An 18,371-nucleotide genomic window follows, 5' to 3' on the forward strand; every position below is an offset into this window, starting at 1 on the left:
TTTAAAAAAGCATAAAATAGAAGTAGAATGATATGAAAAGAAAAGAGGCAGTGAAAAATGAACTTAGAATTAAATGCATTAATTGATGGCGAATTAATGAATAATGGGGATTGGTTAGAAATAATTTCACCAATTGATAATAAACCTTATGGTCGTGTTCCAGCTTTAAAAGAAAAAGAAATTAATAAGGCTTTTCAGACAGCACGACAAGCACAAAAAAAATGAGCAAAATTAACTTTGTTTGAACGAATTAGTTACTTACGAAAATGAGCAGAATTATTGTTAACTCATAAAACAGAGTTGGCAAAAATTATGGCTCATGAAGTTGGAAAAAGTTTGAAAGATGGTCAAGTTGAAGTTGAACGAAGTATTGAATATATTGATTATACAATTGAAGAAGCAAAACGAGTTTTTCCAGAAACCTTAACTGGAGATGGTTGAAATGTCAAAAATAAACTTGGAATTTTTTCACGTGTTCCTAAGGGCATAGTCTTAGCAATTTCACCATTTAATTATCCTGTTAACTTAAGTATTGCTAAAATTGCTCCAAGTTTAATTGTTGGAAATAGCGTGGTCTTTAAACCAGCAACAAATGGCAGTTTAACTGGATTATATATGGCAAAGTTAGCACATGAAGTTGGTTTTCCGAAAGGAGTTATTAATGTTGTAACGGGCCGTGGCCGTGATATTGGGGACTTATTAGTTTTAAATCCAGAAATTGATGTAATTTCTTTTACTGGCTCAGTTGCTGTTGGGAATCACATTCGTAAATTAGGACATGGGAAAGATTTAGTTTTAGAATTAGGTGGAAAAGACCCGGCCTTAGTATTAAAAGATGCTGATTTAACTAAAACAGTGAAAGAAATTATTGGAGGGGCTTATTCTTATTCGGGGCAGCGTTGTACAGCAATTAAGCGTGTTTTAGTTGATGAAGCAATTGCTGATGAATTAGTTGCCTTATTAAAAACAGAAGTCAGTAAGTTAGAGATGGGTTCACCATTAGAAAACAAGGCAATTATTCCAGTAATTGATATTAAGGCTGCTGAATTTGTTCAAGGATTAATTGATGATGCTTTGGCCAAAAAAGCAACTTTAGTTGTTGGAAATCATCGAAAAGATAATTTACTTAGTGCAACTTTAATTGACCATGTTACAGCAGATATGCGATTAGCTTGAGAAGAACCATTCGGACCTGTTTTACCAATTATTCGTTGTAAAAATGTTGAAGAAATGATTATGCTAGCAAATAAATCAAACTTTAAATTACAAGCATGTATTTTTACTAATGATATTAATACTGCTTTTAAAATTGCTGGTGAATTAGAAACAGGAACTGTTAATATTAATGGTCGAACACAACGTGGCCCTGATTCATTCCCATTTTTAGGGATTCATGATTCAGGACAAGGAGTGCAGGGCATTCGTGAAACTATTAATTCTGTTACTCGTTTTAAAGGTTTAGTAATTAATTACTAAAGTAATTTTAAAGAACCTTTTTTCATTTTATTCTTTTTTTATGATATATTATACTTGTAAAGTAGGGGGAGAATAATATGGAAAAAAAAGAGGAACAAATGTCCTTACGCGAAGAAAAAATTGAGCAATCACTAAATGAACTAATGTTAACAGTTCAAGATGTCAATTTAGATCTTAGTGAATTACAAGAACGAGCGAGTTTAAATAATAGTGCCGTTGTTGATGATTATGAAAATATTACCGACCAAATAAAAAATATTGAAAAAGAGATTTGTGAATTAGAATATAAGTTTGATATCACTGAAATCTCGTTATATTTAATATTTTTAGATTTAAAACTATCATTTAATATTTTAAAAAATAAATTAGAAATAACAAAATATTTAATAGAACTTTTTAAAAGACAGTAATCAATTATTATTGTCTTTTATATTATAGTAGTAATGGGTGGGGAGGATATCTTAAATGAATTTAAAGCAAGAAAAATTTTTATTTACTGATGGAAAGGAACATCTAATTTCTGATTTTCAAAAAGAAAAGGGTTATATCTTTTATTTTTTTCCAAAAGCAGCAACAACAGGTTGTACGTTAGAAACGGTTGCTTATAATCGTTATTATCAAAAATTCTTAACGGCAGGTTATAATGTTATTGGTATTAGCCGGGATAATTTAAAAAAACAAACCAAATTTCAACAAGATCATGCTGTTGAATTTCCGATGATTTGTGATGTTGATGAGAAACTATGTAAAATGTTTAATGTCTTAAAACAAAAGAAAATGTTTAATAATGTTTATATGGGGATTGAACGTAGTACTTTTTTGTTAAACAATGATTTTGTAATTATTGAAGAATGACGAAAAGTAGCGCCAGTTGAACACATTAAAACCGTTTTATCAAGCGTATTGTAATCAACTAGGTATTATATTTAGGATATATATTAACTAACAATCTCAACAACAGATGATTAGCCCAATTGTAAGAATCTAATTTATTATTAATAGTTAAATTAGATTTTACTTATAAAAATAGAAAGAACAATGAGGAAACATAATGGAAGAAAAATTAATAATGACAAAACGTGAACATAAGTTACGTTATGCTAAACCATGATCTGCAATTTGGTATTTTTGTGGTCCAATGGTTTTAATTATGGTTATTCAAGGGTTATATAATATTATTGATAAAAATATGGCCCAAAATTTTACAAGCTCAGATATTATGAAGCGTTTTAATATTGATGAGCATACAGCAAATAATTTAGTAAATATTACAACTGGTTATACAATGACTGCATTTTATACTTTATTTGCTTTTGCAGCATTATTTGGTGTTGGAGCATCAATTGTCTTTTCAATGGAATATGGGCGACGTAATATTGCTCAAATGCGACGAATTGTTGGGAACATGGTTGGTTTACAAATTGTTTTATCAATTCTTGTTGCCTTAGTATTATTCTTTTTGATGAATGAACATTTTGGAGCATTATTAGTAAAAGCTCAAATGAATGGGGGAATGTCAGGATTAGCACAAAGTCGCTATATTACTTTATCTTGAGAATATTCACGAGTGTTCATTTTCTGTGCGCCACTGTTGTTTTTATCATTTGCTTTACCAACTTTTCTTCGAACAGAGGGGAAAGTATTTATTGTTTTAATAATGCAAATTATTTCGATTCCGATTAATGTTTTATTTTCGTTTATTTTTGCAAAATTAGCACATTTGCAAATGTCGGGGGTAATGATGGGAAGTATGATGGCATGGATTTTTAATATTGTATTTTCTGCTTGTGTTATTATTTTTTCGAAGAATTCATATTGTAAATTTAGTTGAAAGGAAATGTTATGATCTCGCGAAATTATTAAACGGTCATTTCCAATTGGAATTGGTGCTTTCTTTCTTAATTTTGCTATGGCAATTCAAGTTTTAATCTCAACGATTTTAGTAGTGCATTTGCCAGGTCAAGATGATGTTTTAATTACTGTTAATGGTCAAAAAGTATCGGCAACTTCAGCTGGAATTTATATTTGTCAGTTAGTCTACTCAACCGTTTCGCCGTTTATTGTTATTTTCACTTCAGCTGGTGTTGGTTTGGCTCAAGGGGCAACCGCTATTTGTGCTTATGCTTTTGGGGCAAAAAAATATAAACGAATTGAACGAATTATTTTTAGAGTTGCAATTTTGGAATTAGCATGGTTTACTTTTGTTTTTCTACTAATTTTAGTATTTGCTGATAAAATGATGTTAATTTATAACTTTCCGCAAGAACTCGTTAGCCATTATCGTTGATATACTGTTTTGGCATTTTCAACTTATATTTTTGCATCAGTAACTTATACTTCAATGGCCCTATATTCAGCGATTGGAAAATCAACGCAAACTCTAATTTGTTCAATGTTACGTTCATTAATTGTTATGGTTCCATTATCATTTATTGGTTATGGGATTAGTTTATTAACTAGCAACAATATTGATTACTTTATCCTAATTGGATTAAACGATTTAATTTGTGCTTTTATTATTGGTCCAATGTTAATCTCAACTTGACGGAAAAATAAAACAAAATTAATTGATCATCCCGATGATTTTGAACAACAAAATCGTAATAATTTACAAGATAATGTTGTTGATAAAATTTCGTTAGAAAGTGATATTAAATAAAAAATGATTTAATATCACTTTATTTTTTCTAGTAATGTTTTTGAAAATACGATAAAATTAATAGTAAAGGAATTTACAGAAGGGAACAGCTGTTAATGAACAATAATGTTTTTTCAAAAAATGAGATTAAGTTGCGTTATGATAATTTATGAAAAATAATTTTTGTTTTTTCATTGCCAACTGTTTTTGTGATGGCAATTTCAGCTTCCTATCCGATTTTAGATAAACTAATTGCTTTAACGTTTGTAACTCCTAATGTTTTTCATTATCAACCATATTTAGATTGATATAAAGAAAATATTAACAACAATAATGGCATTTTAACTTATGAAGGGGCAAAGATCTTTGTTAATTTAGCAACCCATTTTTCAGGTCAAATTTATAACCTCCTTCTATCTTTTGCTGTTTTAATTGCAATTGGAACATCAATTACTTTTGCAATTAAGTATGGACAAAATAATAAACAACAAACGCAATCTTTAGCAGGAAATGCCTTAACAATTACAATTTTATTTTCAATTGTTGCGGCATTTTTTGTTTTCTGTTTAGTCTTTCCTAAATGAGATAATATTATGATTTTCATTCAATTAAGTAAAAAAGGGTCATGAATTACACAAGATTTGACTTGACGTTATGTCTTTCCAATGTTATTAGCAAGCCCTTTAATGTTTGTTAGTTATTTACTATTAACTTTATTACGTACTGATGGGAAGGGACGGATTGCAGTTTATATTACGATTGGATCGATTTTAGTTAATGTTTGTTCTTCAATCATATTAGTTAAGTATGCTAATTTGTTGTTAGAAGGAACAGTCTTTGGTACTATTATTTCATGAATTTTTATTATTGTTGTTTCACTAATTTGTATTTATCGAAACAACGATTCATATTTACGATTTCATTGAAAAGACTTGTTTTATTTTCGAAAATCAACTGTAAAAGAAATTTTTCGATTAGGATTTTCATCATTTATTAATAATTTAGGTATTGTTTTGGTTTCTATTTTATCATCAACAATTATGTCATATTTGCCGGGACAATTTGATGAAAAACAAAGAAGTGGTTTATCAGCCTTCCAGTTATTTAATAGTGCAATGACGCCATGAGTTGCTTTTTTTACAGCAATTGCGTTAGGGATTGCGCAAGGAATTAAAACAATTATTGGATATAATTATGGGGCAAAGAAATACTTGCGGATGTACCAAACCTGTTGATATGGATTAATTATCATTGGAAGTTGATTGTTTTTTGTGCTTTTATTATTTATTGGTATTGGACCACAATTATTAATGACTTTTGCTTTTCCATCATCGCTAGTTGAGCAATATCGGTGAACATCAGTGTTAATGCTAATGAGTTATCCGTGCGCTGCTATTTCTTTTATGGGTGTTTCGTTATTTCAGGGGATGAATAATGCCCGAAAGGCAGCATTATGTTCTGCGTTCCGAACGCTTATTGTATTGCCAATTTTGATGTTAGTGGGAGCCTTTATTGTCCGTGGTTTAGCTGATGGAACAACAAAAAATAATATTTATTATTTCCTTATGTTGGGTTTTAATGATTTAATTTCGGGGTGTATTGTGGGTATTATTTTATATGTATTCTGGCATAAAAACCGTCATAGTATTTTTAATGAAGTAAATAAAAGGGACCAAGAATATTTACGAAATAAAACCCGTCAAGATAAAAATAAAATATAATAATTATATACTTTTCTTTTATTTTTGACAATAATTTTATTTATTTTTTTGCAAATTTATAGTATAATATACTTATCAAACAAAGTGGGTATATTAAAGTGGGGGGTATCACATGAATAATAGTGGAATAAAAACTACTGAAGGAACAGACAATCATTCGATTTCTTTTGGACCTAACAATAGTACACCTAGTGATAGTTTATTTAATCAAATACCTCCGTTAACACCATTGTCAAAGCCAATTAAGGTTCCATTAGACAAAGATGGTTTTAAATCGGGGCCTAATCCGGCTTTTAATCCATCATATATTTCACAATCATTAGGAATTAATGGAACAACATTGCAAGCACAATATAACAAACCAATTTATCAACCAATCATATATCAACCATATGTAATGCCAGTTGTGAATAATAATCCTAATTTGGGAATGAATCAGTACGGAATGATGCCACAATATCCGGGGATGATGGGGTATTCACAAATACCACAATATCCGGGGATGATGGGGTATTCACAAATACCACAATTTCCAGGGATGATGTGATATCCACAAGTACCGCAATTTCCAGGAATGATAATGGGATATCCGCCATTGGCAGGACCAGATTTAACACAGCAATATCCACCAATGCCACAACAAACGCCTCAGGAAACTAATCATTCAGGAGTAGGAAATCAAGGGCATGATGATGGTTCTCATTTCGCAATTATGAATCCAGATTTAATGAAGCAACATCATAAAAACAGCGGTGATTTTGGTGGTTTCGATGACGATTTTGATGATGATATTGCACCATTTTCAAAAAATAACAATAATGACTTTGGTTCAGCACCATTCACAAATCCTGATTTTAATCAAAATAATAATTTTGGTTCAGCTCCAGGTTTTAATACTGAAAATAATTTCGGACAATTAAATCCAAATTTTGGGCCAACAAATGATTTTAATGATCAAGGACAAAGTTTTGGACCAACGCCAGACTTTAATGCTGCGCCTAGTTTTAATTCGCCATCTGATTTTAATCCAACCTCAGAATTTAATCCAAACAATGCGGTTTTGGGGAAAATTGATCCAGTTAAAATGCCGTTTGCACAAGGTAATAATCTTAATCAAACAATGAATAATTCAAATCTTGAGGGGTATGAAGAAGATTCACAAAAACGAAGATTACCAATATGAGCAATAGTGTTAATTGTTATCTTGACTATTTTAATTGTTGCAGTAGTAGCGATTGTTATGTTGTACTTTAACTTAGAAGCAGTTCACGATTTAATTAATGGTTGATTTGGACTTGATGTTCCGTTTGACCCCTGATTTTAAAAAAACATAAAAACAAGGAATTATTCCTTGTTTTTATGTTTTTTATTATGTAAATTGTAAAAATAATGAAAATAAATATGTGACAAATAAATTGGAACATATTACACATAGTAAAAACTATTTAAAACCATATAATTTAATGATTGACTTTAATTGTATTCCAATTTTAAAAACATATTTTAAAAAAGCAAAGAACCTTTTATAAATTAATTGAAAAATTTATTGTATTTGCATTTACAATTTATGATTTAAAAAATAATTTTCAGTTTGATTATGTTATTATTTTAAAATAATGCAATGTAAGAAGGAAATAAATGAAATGAGAAAAGTATTAAATCTATTAAGTGTATTAACCATCAGCGGAACAGTAATGCCAAATGTTATTGCCACAAGCAATTATGAAAGAAATGTGAATACAGGAAATTTAAATAGGATTAGAAAAAATGCTAATGAATTAAATAATAAAAAAATTCCCCGAGAAATTTTTATTGGAAATATTGAACTTAATAATGAAATAAATATTATTCAAGGATTAATTGCAATTAATCATTCAATTTTTTCAAGACCAGAATTTACTCAAAATATTGTGTTTGAAAGAATTTTTAGAGATCATGCAATAATTTCTATAAATCCAAGTATTAGATTAGATGAAAATATTAACAATGTAAATCAATTTGTAATTTATTTTACTTCAAACAGATTTGCATTTTCTTCTGTTGTTCCAAATAGAAATTTGGGAGAAATTAATAATAATTACGAATATACTATTCTGCAAAATTTACAAAGACTTAATCCAAATATAGCTCATCAAAATTTGTGAATAGAGGTAACTGATGTATTTGAAAGTTCTGCATTATTGAGAACAACAAATCGGAATAGTATAGATTTTTTAGTTTCTTTTCAAACAAATAGTCATATCTTAGATTCAATTGTAGAAGTAACAGACTTGGGTGAAATATCTGATAACGATGAAGAAACCATTTTAAGACACCTGCTAGAATTAAATCCCACCCTTCGAAGGGGTGATATAAATAGAATTGAAAATATTACAAATAATAGTGCAATTATATATGGTAATATTCAGCAGATTTATGTTCCAACAATAACAAATGATGATTTGTGAAGACCACCTTTTGAAAATGAAGAGGATCATACTTATTATCAAAACTTTAATGATAGTATAGAAATTTTTTTTACATTAAATCATGTTTATCAAACATTAAAACCTAAATTAGAACCTAATAAAAGTTTTCTTCATAGAAATACAGCACAGAACCAAGAAACACAAATTGGGAAACCAACATTATCAAATAATAATAATTTAAAGATAAATTGAAATATTACTGGACCAATAACAGATGATAAAAAAGTATGAGAAAAAACAATAAATTTAATTAAATGATCAGACTATGCTAGTAGTATGCAAGAATTTAAAGAAAAATATGAACATATTAAATTTAATGATGTCTTTGCATCGGCAGGTGGACAGGGGACAACAATAAGCAAAGAAAACATAAATATTAATTTTAATACAAAAGCCATAGATGATACGAAAATATATAAAAAGGAAAATTATACATCTATTATAAAATATGATTTTCTTAATTATGTTCCTATCCCTTTCATAAATTATGTAGAACAATCTGCACACCTATATATTCATGTTTTATTCTTTGAGGGAGAATATTTAAAAGCAACAATAATTTCATATACTTATTCTTGAATGGCTATATGTCATGTCTGAACAAAACTAAAAATTGGGGAAGTTGAATTTTATTAATAAAAAGAGCATATGCTCTTTTTATTTTATTTGCTGTTTCAAATTTCGTAGGTGTACTGTGATGGATAAGCACCAATATTATTTATATTAATAAAAAAAGTCTAGATAAGGGTTAAATCTAGACTTCTTATGCATTATTTAAATTTGAAAGGTTATATTTGAAAAAATTATTTTGTTATATATTTTAGGTCGTTAATTTATTTTGCTTGTATTATTTTATAATACTTGTGGTGGTCAAGTATTCTTTTTAACTTTAAAAAATCAAACAACAAAACCTAATAACACTAAGACAACATTTTGATTTGGTTTTGAAAAACAATTAATTTTTCGAATAATTTGTTTATTATATTGGCAATTATTTTCTTCGTTGATTAAAGCAACTTCTGTTTCACTAATAACATTTTCTTGGTGAATTGAATTAGTTAAAATATAGGCATAATCAAATTCTGTCTCATTTTCATATTTACTACGTAAAGGATTAAAGGTTCCAGGAATAAATAGACTTAATGAAAACTTAATTTTTTTAATAATATGTTTTAAAAATTTATTCATTGCTATTCACCTCTTAAATGATTATTCATATGATAACACAAAAAAATAATATTGTTAATATTTTTTTTATTTTTTTCGATGATTTTATTTTGAAATAAGGTAAGATTTAAGTATGGAAAAATAGAAAACAGGGTGAAAATTAATGGAACAATATCTTAAGATGGCACGGTTTATTTTAGAACACGGTCAAGAAAAAGATGATCGAACAAATACTGGTACAATTTCTTATTTTGGTTATCAAATGCGTTTTAATTTACAAGAAGGTTTTCCGTTATTAACAACGAAAAAGATTCATTTTAAATCAGTTGTTTATGAATTATTATGATTCATTAAAGGTGATACTAATATTAAATATTTAGTGGATAATAATGTTCGAATTTGAAATGAATGACCGTACGAGAAATATAAAGCATCGTCACAATATCAAAATGAATCATTAAATGAATTTGTGGAGAAAATTAAAACTGATGCTACTTTTGCCGCTGCTTTTGGTAATTTGGGACCTGTATATGGGAAACAATGACGAAATTTTAATGGTGTTGATCAGTTAGCAATTTTGTTAGATAATTTAAAAACTAATCCATATTCACGTCGCCATATTGTTAGTGCTTGGAATCCGGCTGAAATTGAAAAAATGGCGTTGCCGCCATGTCATACTTTAATGCAATTTTATGTTTCAAAAGATAATAAATTAAGTTGTCAATTGTATCAACGTAGTGCTGATGTTTTTTTAGGTGTTCCTTTTAATATTGCAAGTTATTCGTTGTTAATCCATTTAATTGCGCAAGTTTCAGGATTAGAAGTTGGTGATTTTGTTTACACATTAGGAGATTGCCATATTTATAAAAACCATTTTGCACAAGTTAATGAACAGTTAACAAGAACACCACGCAAATTACCAACATTAAAATTAAATCCAACAATTAATTCTTTATTTGATTTTGTTTATGAGGATATTACCCTTGAAAATTATGACCCAGCCTCATTAATTAAAGGAGTTGTTGCTGTCTAATGATTAAGTTATTATGAGCAATGGATGAGAATAATTTAATTGGGAAAAATAATCATTTACCGTGACATTTAAAAGAGGAGTTACAACATTTTAAAAGAACAACAGTTGGACAAACAATATTATTTGGTCGTTTAACTTATGAAGGAATTGGTGGGCCACTCCCAAATCGAAAAATATTAGTTTTAACAACGAAAAAAGATTATATTATTAATCATCCTGATGTTAAAGTAGTAACAAACTTGAATGATATTATTAACACTTATCAACAGAATTCAACAGATGATATTTATATTTGTGGAGGAAAAAAAATTTATGAAGCAACATTACCATATGCTGATGAATTAATTATTAGTTATATCAAAGGAAAATATGAGGGGGATACTTATTTTCCAGCATTTGATTTAACACAATTTATCTTAATTAAAACCACTGAATTAGAGCAATTTGTAATAAAATATTATAAGAGAAAGGAACAAAATTAGTATGTTAAATATTTGAAAAATTATTCTTACATGACCACGATTTTTACGAACAATTACGAAAGCAAAAAGCATTAGTAAAAAAATTAAACGAGATCCAAATATTATTTCTGAAGAATATCGTTACCATTGGTTGCAAAAACGAGCACGTTATATGTTATGAGTATACGATGTTAAAATAATTGTTCATGATCGTGACAATTGAATTGATAAAGGTTGTTTAATGGTGGCTAATCATCAATCAAATGTTGATCCAGCCTTATTATTTGTTTTAAATGATTTTAATAAAACAGCACCATGTGCTTTTATTGCCAAAAAAGAATTAGCAAATGATAAGACATTTAAAAACTTTTTAACATTAATTGATGTTTTATTTTTAGACCGCGATAATCCACGGCAAGCTTTAGAATTAATGAAAGAAGCTAATGATTTAATTCGTGTACCAAGAACAATGGTTGTTTTTCCAGAAGGAACTCGTAGTCGTAATCAAGAAATGGGAGAATTTCATGCGGGTAGTTTTAAGATTGCTCAGAAAGCACATGCACCAATTATTCCGGTTTCAATAATTAATTCTCATCCAATTTTTAACAAGGAATATAAAAAGAAGGGGAAAAAATATGTTCATATTGTTTTCCATAAGCCAATCAAACCAGATACTTTTATGACAAAGCCAACAGAGTTAATTGCGAATAATGTAAAACAAATTATTCAAAAGGGGATTGAACAATACCGTGATGTTGATCACAAAAAAGCTTATTTAGAATATAAAGCTTCATTAAAGAAAAAAAACACGTAAAGTAAAAGGAACAAGTAATTATGAATATTTTAGCTTTAATTGATAAAAAGAAACATGGTCAGGAATTAACTCGTGAAGAAATTAATTTTATTGTCGAAGGTTATACGACAGGATTAATTCCCGATTATCAAATGTCAGCTTTTTTAATGACAATTTATTTTCAAACGATGTCTATTTCTGAAATTTCATTTTTAACAGAAGCGATGATTAACTCGGGTGAAATTTATGATTTATCATCAATTTCAGGGTTTAAGGTTGATAAGCATTCTTCTGGTGGGGTTGGTGATAAAGTTAGTTTAATTTATGCACCATTAGTTGCTGCTTTTGGTTTGAAAGTTGCCAAAATGTCTGGTCGTGGTTTGGGACAAACTGGTGGGACAATTGATAAATTAGAGAGTATACCAGGTTTTAGAGTTGAAATTTCTTTTTCTGAATTTGTTAAAATTATTAATCAAACAAATTTATCAATTATGTCACAATCTACTAATATTGTTCCAGCTGATAAGAAAATTTATGCTTTACGCGATGTTACAGCAACAGTTGATTCTTTGCCGTTAGTTGCGGCAAGTATTATGTGTAAAAAAATTGCAACAGGAAGTGATGGCATTGTCTTAGATGTTAAGTGCGGAAGTGGGGCTTTTATGAAAACAATTTCAGAAGCACGAAAATTAGCTCAAATTATGGTTGAATTAGGAATTAAATTTAATAAGAAAATTGCAGCAGAGATCACTAATATGTCACAACCATTAGGACGTGCAATTGGTAATGCAATTGAAATCTATGAAGTTTTACAAACATTAAAAGGGAGAGGACCTGATGATTTAAACTATATTGTGTGTGAATCAGCAGCCTTAAGTTTATGCCAAGCTGGTTTGTTTCCGGATTTAGCATCAGCTGTTACTGCTTGTCAAGAAAAAATGCAAACTGAAAAACCACTAAATTATTTTCGTGCTTTTATTAAGGCACAAGGTGGTGATTTAAGTTTTATTGATAATGATTTACCTTTAAAGGATATTTTAAAAGTAAAAAATATTATTGAAATTAAGGCAGACCAAGCTGGATATATGGAAATTATTGATACAAATGAATTGGGTTTATTAGCCGTTCGTTTGGGAGCGGGTCGAACAACAAAAGATGAAGAAATTGATTATCATGCTGGGATTTATCTTAATAAAAAAACAGGTGAACAAGTTGTCGCTGGTGATGTTGTAATGACTTTGTATACTAACCGTTATGTTACTGACCCAGTTTATGAATGAGCAAAACAAACTTTTAAAATTGTCGCCACAAAACCACGTGAGCAAGAATTAATTTATGAAATAATTCAGTAAAAAAGTGATTTTAAATTAATCACTTTTTTTGTTATAACATCTTTAATTTTTTTAAAATATCGTTATTATTAATTAAGAGTATAAAAAACAGGAGAAAGAGAATGCTAAATTTTTCACGTTATGAAGTAAAACTTGATAATTTTTCAGGACCATTAGATTTACTACTGCACTTAGTAAAAGAAAAGGAAATGGACCTTTTTAATATTAAGTTAACAGAAATTACTGATCAATTTTTGGATTATATTCGTAAAATGGAACAATTGAACATTGAAATTGCATCAGAATATTTAACTATGGCAAGTTATTTGGTTGAAACAAAAACAAAGTTAGTCTTGCCAAAAGAAGAAGTTGAAATTGATGATAACTATGAAAAAGATTCGCGTAATGAATTAATTAATCGTTTATTAGAATACAAAAAAATCAAGGAAGTTAGTCAGTATTTTAAGGACCAACATCAAGAAGGAATTCAATATTTATCAAAACCACGAACAATTATTAAGGGCCATTCAATGAAAGAAGAAGATTTACCATTGTCACCAAAAATTAATATTGATAAATTAACAAATAGTTTTTTAAAAATGTTAGAGCGAATTAATGCAACAAAACCATTAGAATCAAATGTTGTTATTACTGAGGTTTCGCCAGAGGAAATGGCAGATCGTATTATGTTTTTCCTTTCAAATGAAGACAAAGAGTGGTTATTAGAAGATTTATTAGGTAATTTTGAAATATCATTACAAGTTTTTGTTGCTTGTTTTATTGCTTTATTAGATTTAGCTCGTCATCAAAAAATTGAGATTGAACAGTATCAACATTTAGAAGCAATTTATATTCGAAAATATATGAAAAAAGAAGGGAATTTAACTTAATGAATTTAAATGAAAAAATAGCCTTATTAGAAGGCTTATTATTTATTAGCGGTGATGAAGGAATTAGTTTAAAAGAAATTGCCCATATTCTTGAAATTTCCGAAGCAGAGGTTGATGAATTGTTACTAAACTTAAAAACAGAATATCAGACAAATAAGATGCGGGGACTAACGATTACAGCATTCGCCGATAAATATCGTTTAACAACGAAAAAAGAATACTATAGTTTTTATTTAAAGTTGGCAAATAATAAGATTGAAGCACGTTTATCACAAGCAGCATTAGAAACATTAGCAATTATTGCTTACCGGGGACCAATTAGTAAACCAGAAATTGAAGAATTACGGGGGGTTAATTCTGATAATGTGATTCAAAAATTACGAGCACGAGAATTGATTGAAGAAGCTGGGAAAAGTGAATTACCAGGAAAACCAATGACTTATCAAATTACAAATGAGTTTTTAAAAGTTTTTAATTTAACTTCATTAGCAGATTTACCACAAATTAAAGAAGCAATTATTGATAATGATCAGGACTTATTTAAATAATGGAACGATTACAAAAAGTTATTGCTGCAAGAGGTTATTGTTCTCGTCGTAAGGCAGAAGAGTTAATTGTCCAAGGGCAAGTGAAGGTCAACAATATTGTTGTGACAACATTAGGAACAAAAGTTAGCAAGGATGATAAAATTTATATTAATAACAAGCTTCTTATTGATGAAAATAATGAGAAGGTTTATTTAATGTTAAATAAACCCCGAAATTGTGTTTCGACAATGTCTGATCCTCAACATCGTAAAACTGTTTTAAATTATATTAAGGGTGTTCCCCAACGAATTTATCCTGTTGGCCGATTAGACTATGATACTAGTGGTTTATTACTATTGACTAATGATGGTGAATTTACTAATATTATTACACACCCAAGTCATATTATTAATAAGACCTATCATGTTTTAGTTTCTGGTTGTCTTGCAAAACACCAGTTGCACCAATTAGCAGCTGGGGTGGAAATTGAACCAGGTATTATGACAAGTTCTGCTCAAGCAAAATTAGTAAAATACCAAGAAGATAAAGATGTTTCAATTTTGTTATTAACAATTCATGAAGGAAGAAAACATCAAGTTAAAAAAATGATTCAAGCAGTTGGCCATGAAGTTCTTAAATTAAAACGAATTGCTATTGGTTTTTTACAATTAGATGAAGCTTTAAAACCAGGCGAGTGGCGCTACTTAAAACCAAAAGAAATTAAACGTTTTTTTGGGATAGCATCACAATTAAAAACAAAATAAAGGAGAGAAAACACAATGCGAATTACCTTAGCTGGAGTTGTTGGAGTTGGAAAATCAACTGTTAGTAAAATGTTAGGAAAAAAACATCAATATATGGTGATGGATGAGCCAGTTGAAGAAAATCCATATTTAGATCAATATTACGCAGACCCCAAGGATATGGCTTTTAAAATGCAAGTGTATATGATAATGGCGCGCAGCAAACAATTAAAACAAGCAAAAATAACATCAAATATTATTTTTGATCGAAGTATTCTAGAAGACCCAATTTTTGTTGATGTTTTATATGAATTAGGATATATGAATAATACAGATTATAAAGTATATAAAGAATTTTATGATGTTGTTGTTTTACAAAGTTTATACTTGGATGAAAATATTAAACCAGAATTAGTGGTTTATTTACGAGTTGACCCTGAAATAGCAATGGAACGAATTATTAAAAGGGGACGAGCTAGTGAACAAAATGTTAACAGTGCTTATTGAACATTGTTAAATCGCAAATATGAGGAATGATATGAACGGGTAAAAGATAAGTTTAATTTTTTGGTAATTGATGCAAACAATAAAACGCCAGAAGAAATTGTGGCAATAATTTCAGAAAAGTTAACTGCTTAATTTGATAATAAAAAAAATACTATTTTTGATAATAGTATTTTTTTTATTAGGCTTGCCCCAATCCTTTTTCTTTTCAAATTTGCATTACAGCATCTTTTCCTTTTGTTTCTAAGAGGTCTTTATATTCAATGTATCGTTCTTGACATTCTTTAATTTCTTTTAAAGCCTGGTCTAAACCACTTCACCCATTAATTTTAACTGCTTTTTTTTGCAATGCTTTATATTGTAAAAAGAAGTTTTCAATTTCATCGCGAAGATGTTGTGGTACATCTTCTAATGTTTGAATATGGTTAAAACGAGGGTCATCAGCAGCAACTGCCATTAATTTGGTATCAATTTCACCATTATCAATCATATTAATCGTTCCCAAAACGCGAACATTAATTTGACATCCTGGAATTGTTGGATATGTAATTAGCGAAATAACATCTAGTGGATCACCATCTCAATCTAAAGTATTCTCAATAAAACCATATTCACCAGGATAAAAATTAGCTCCATATAAAACACGATCTAAGGTAATGCGCCCAGTTTTAAGATCGTATTCATATTTATTACTGCTTCCTTTTGGAATTTCGACTATAATTGGTAAAACATTATTTTTACTCATTGTTTTCTTCCTTTCATTAATTTCCTAATTATTAATATAACATAGAAAAAATAATAATGTTATTATTTTTATTATTATCTTTTTTTACTTGCTTTTTTTTTTTTTTTTTATAATAAAAAAGAAAAAATATATTATTTTTGGAGGAAAAAAGAAATGAAAAAATTATTAACTATTTTAGGAAGTTTGACAATGACTACTGTTGGAACGGTTAATATTGTTAGTTGTATGATCAAACCAAATGACAATAACAGTGATACAAATGGTAGTATGCAAAATGATATGGCAACTTTAACTAAGATTGCCAGTAGAGTAAGTAAAAGTATTAATGATTATGCCAATAGTGGTAATTTGAAGGATTCAAATGCTTATCCACAATTAAATTCTTTTTATAATTCAGTCTCAGAAGGTGAACCAAGTGTTGAAATTCCGGTTTCGTCATCTGACCATAAGGCAGGGTTAAGTATTATTAAAAATGGTTTAAAATCAGTTTTTGATAATATTAACCGCCAAATTAAAGATGATTATTCAAATTATTATGTTGATACAATGCCGCTAAGGTTTGAAGAAGATAAAGATAAGTTTATGTTAAATTATATTAATTTAACTAAAATTGCTGAAATAACGGGAACAGACATTAGCAACTTAAAGGCAGTACAATTGCAATATAGATTTATGCTAAATTTGGATTTTAAAAAATTAAATCAAAAAATGCCGTTTACAATTTCGTTTTTAATTTCCAATGATGTTCAAAAAATTGGAAAGCTTGTTAATGGAACAATTCAAGAAGTCACAAAAGTTTTAGTTAATTATTTTAAAAATTATATGAATGTTGTTATTGATAAAAACAACAATTTTAAATCAATTTACGATAATTTTCAAGTTAATTATATTGGAGATGTTAAATCGTTAGATGATATTTTTGTGACCAAATTACGTCAGAACATTAATGATGATACAACAATTTCGGAAAAATTAAAACAAGGAATTGTTTTTGATGATACTGGTTATAAAAGACTAATGAAGGTAGTATCTTCAACAATTACAGCTGAAAATTCTGGACAAATTCCAAAGAACCTTGATTTAGGAAATTATCAGCCAGCATTATGAGCAGGAGAAGGTGTTAATCCACCAGGATTAACAGCTGAAAATTTTGTTAAAGCTTACAAAGAAAGTTTACCAGTTTTCAATGTTGATAAAGAAAATATGATGTTGGCAAAATTAAATGTTAATTTGAATTATATTAGTGTTTATGGTTTACCATTATCGGGAGCATTAATGATTAATGATCAAATTTATGAAAGTAATATTTTAATTAGTCGTCAAGGATTAACGACAAAATTAACTAATTTTGGGAAAATTATTGTTGCTTTTCATAATTATTATGATATTGATATTCGCAAACGAAAAGGCGAAAATACTTGAACCAATGTGATTAGTAATTCTAGTGTTTTTCATGTCAAAGATGCGTTATCAGATTTAAAAGATAACATTAATAGTAAAGATAAAATATTAAAAAAATTATTAACTAATTTTAAAAAAAGCCCAAAAGCACAGGGATTAATTGATCTTAATTTATTTAATATTTATAATTTAATTGATGATACTCCTACACGAGTTGGAACTAGTGGTTATACGAAAGAAAAAATTGTTTTTGATGTTTCTAATGGTTCATTTTGTTTAGCATTTTCTTTTGGAATAACAAGAATGGATTCAATTTTTTATGGTGCATATGGTGCTAATAATGGTCAAGCATCTAATCACCTTTGAAATGCCTGGTTTTTAATTGCTAAATAATTATAAAAGTTGTTTTGTTTAATGTTATTAAAATATTATAAATAATCTTAAAAAGAAAATGATTTTCTTTTTTTTCATTA

At 28.5% G+C, this 18,371-nt stretch carries 18 protein-coding genes; 16 read left to right on the forward strand and 2 right to left on the reverse strand.

From position 1 onward, the window contains the following. Positions 1 to 57 precede the first annotated feature (57 nt). The 7 genes from S100390_RS01845 (at position 58) to S100390_RS01875 (ending at position 8,939) form a co-directional block, all read left to right on the forward strand. Positions 58 to 1,476: an NADP-dependent glyceraldehyde-3-phosphate dehydrogenase gene (locus S100390_RS01845; protein ID WP_070406606.1), complete on the forward strand. Its 1,419-nt coding sequence runs from the start codon at positions 58 to 60 to the stop codon at positions 1,474 to 1,476. Positions 1,477 to 1,553: 77 nt separating this feature from the next. Continuing rightward, positions 1,554 to 1,886, forward strand: a complete 333-nt coding sequence (locus tag S100390_RS01850; RefSeq protein ID WP_070406607.1) for a hypothetical protein — start codon at positions 1,554 to 1,556, stop codon at positions 1,884 to 1,886. 55 nt (positions 1,887 to 1,941) lie between these two features. Next, complete coding sequence (locus S100390_RS01855; RefSeq protein WP_070406608.1) at positions 1,942 to 2,385, forward strand: peroxiredoxin; 444 nt, start codon at positions 1,942 to 1,944, stop codon at positions 2,383 to 2,385. Positions 2,386 to 2,527: 142 nt separating this feature from the next. Beyond that, on the forward strand, positions 2,528 to 4,135 hold the full coding sequence (locus S100390_RS01860; RefSeq protein ID WP_070406609.1) for an MATE family efflux transporter: 1,608 nt from the start codon (positions 2,528 to 2,530) through the stop codon (positions 4,133 to 4,135). 95 nt (positions 4,136 to 4,230) lie between these two features. Further along, on the forward strand, positions 4,231 to 5,835 hold the full coding sequence (locus S100390_RS01865; protein WP_070406610.1) for an MATE family efflux transporter: 1,605 nt from the start codon (positions 4,231 to 4,233) through the stop codon (positions 5,833 to 5,835). Between the two features lie 112 nt (positions 5,836 to 5,947). Beyond that, entirely contained in the window at positions 5,948 to 7,159 is a 1,212-nt protein-coding gene (locus S100390_RS01870; protein ID WP_070406611.1) for a hypothetical protein, read from the forward strand. Positions 7,160 to 7,478: 319 nt separating this feature from the next. Then, a complete protein-coding gene (locus tag S100390_RS01875) occupies positions 7,479 to 8,939 on the forward strand; it encodes a hypothetical protein (RefSeq protein ID WP_070406612.1) in 1,461 nt (486 codons plus the stop codon). Positions 8,940 to 9,155: 216 nt separating this feature from the next. On the opposite strand, the gene S100390_RS01880 is transcribed toward S100390_RS01875, so the two are convergent. After that, complete coding sequence (locus tag S100390_RS01880) at positions 9,156 to 9,491, reverse strand: hypothetical protein (RefSeq protein WP_070406613.1); 336 nt, start codon at positions 9,489 to 9,491, stop codon at positions 9,156 to 9,158. A 142-nt stretch (positions 9,492 to 9,633) separates the two neighbouring features. Between S100390_RS01880 and thyA the strand changes: the two genes are divergently transcribed. The 8 genes from thyA (at position 9,634) to S100390_RS01920 (ending at position 15,887) form a co-directional block, all read left to right on the forward strand. Further along, positions 9,634 to 10,503, forward strand: a complete 870-nt coding sequence (thyA, locus tag S100390_RS01885; protein WP_070406614.1) for a thymidylate synthase — start codon at positions 9,634 to 9,636, stop codon at positions 10,501 to 10,503. Further along, complete coding sequence (locus S100390_RS01890; RefSeq protein WP_070406615.1) at positions 10,503 to 10,985, forward strand: dihydrofolate reductase; 483 nt, start codon at positions 10,503 to 10,505, stop codon at positions 10,983 to 10,985. Before thyA ends, S100390_RS01890 begins: the two co-directional genes overlap by 1 nt. Position 10,986: 1 nt before the next feature. After that, complete coding sequence (locus S100390_RS01895; protein WP_070406616.1) at positions 10,987 to 11,778, forward strand: lysophospholipid acyltransferase family protein; 792 nt, start codon at positions 10,987 to 10,989, stop codon at positions 11,776 to 11,778. Positions 11,779 to 11,798: 20 nt separating this feature from the next. Continuing rightward, complete coding sequence (locus tag S100390_RS01900; protein ID WP_070406617.1) at positions 11,799 to 13,109, forward strand: thymidine phosphorylase; 1,311 nt, start codon at positions 11,799 to 11,801, stop codon at positions 13,107 to 13,109. A gap of 101 nt (positions 13,110 to 13,210) precedes the next feature. Further along, positions 13,211 to 13,978 (forward strand): segregation and condensation protein A, encoded by a 768-nt coding sequence (locus tag S100390_RS01905; protein ID WP_070406618.1) that lies wholly within the window; start codon positions 13,211 to 13,213, stop codon positions 13,976 to 13,978. Continuing rightward, a complete protein-coding gene (gene scpB / locus S100390_RS01910) occupies positions 13,978 to 14,526 on the forward strand; it encodes an SMC-Scp complex subunit ScpB (protein ID WP_070406619.1) in 549 nt (182 codons plus the stop codon). Before S100390_RS01905 ends, scpB begins: the two co-directional genes overlap by 1 nt. Further along, complete coding sequence (locus S100390_RS01915) at positions 14,526 to 15,269, forward strand: pseudouridine synthase (RefSeq protein WP_070406620.1); 744 nt, start codon at positions 14,526 to 14,528, stop codon at positions 15,267 to 15,269. The genes scpB and S100390_RS01915 overlap by 1 nt, the downstream gene beginning before the upstream one ends. 15 nt (positions 15,270 to 15,284) lie before the next feature. Continuing rightward, on the forward strand, positions 15,285 to 15,887 hold the full coding sequence (locus S100390_RS01920; protein ID WP_070406621.1) for a deoxynucleoside kinase: 603 nt from the start codon (positions 15,285 to 15,287) through the stop codon (positions 15,885 to 15,887). A gap of 46 nt (positions 15,888 to 15,933) precedes the next feature. On the opposite strand, the gene S100390_RS01925 is transcribed toward S100390_RS01920, so the two are convergent. Beyond that, complete coding sequence (locus S100390_RS01925) at positions 15,934 to 16,497, reverse strand: inorganic diphosphatase (RefSeq protein ID WP_070406622.1); 564 nt, start codon at positions 16,495 to 16,497, stop codon at positions 15,934 to 15,936. Between the two features lie 153 nt (positions 16,498 to 16,650). On the opposite strand from S100390_RS01925, the gene S100390_RS01930 reads away from it, so the two are divergent. Continuing rightward, positions 16,651 to 18,291 (forward strand): lipoprotein, encoded by a 1,641-nt coding sequence (locus S100390_RS01930; RefSeq protein ID WP_070406623.1) that lies wholly within the window; start codon positions 16,651 to 16,653, stop codon positions 18,289 to 18,291. The last annotated feature ends 80 nt before the right edge of the window (positions 18,292 to 18,371 follow it).

The sequence above is a fragment of the Spiroplasma sp. NBRC 100390 genome (assembly GCF_001886495.1).
GTDB lineage: Bacteria > Bacillota_I > Bacilli_A > Mycoplasmatales > Mycoplasmataceae > Spiroplasma.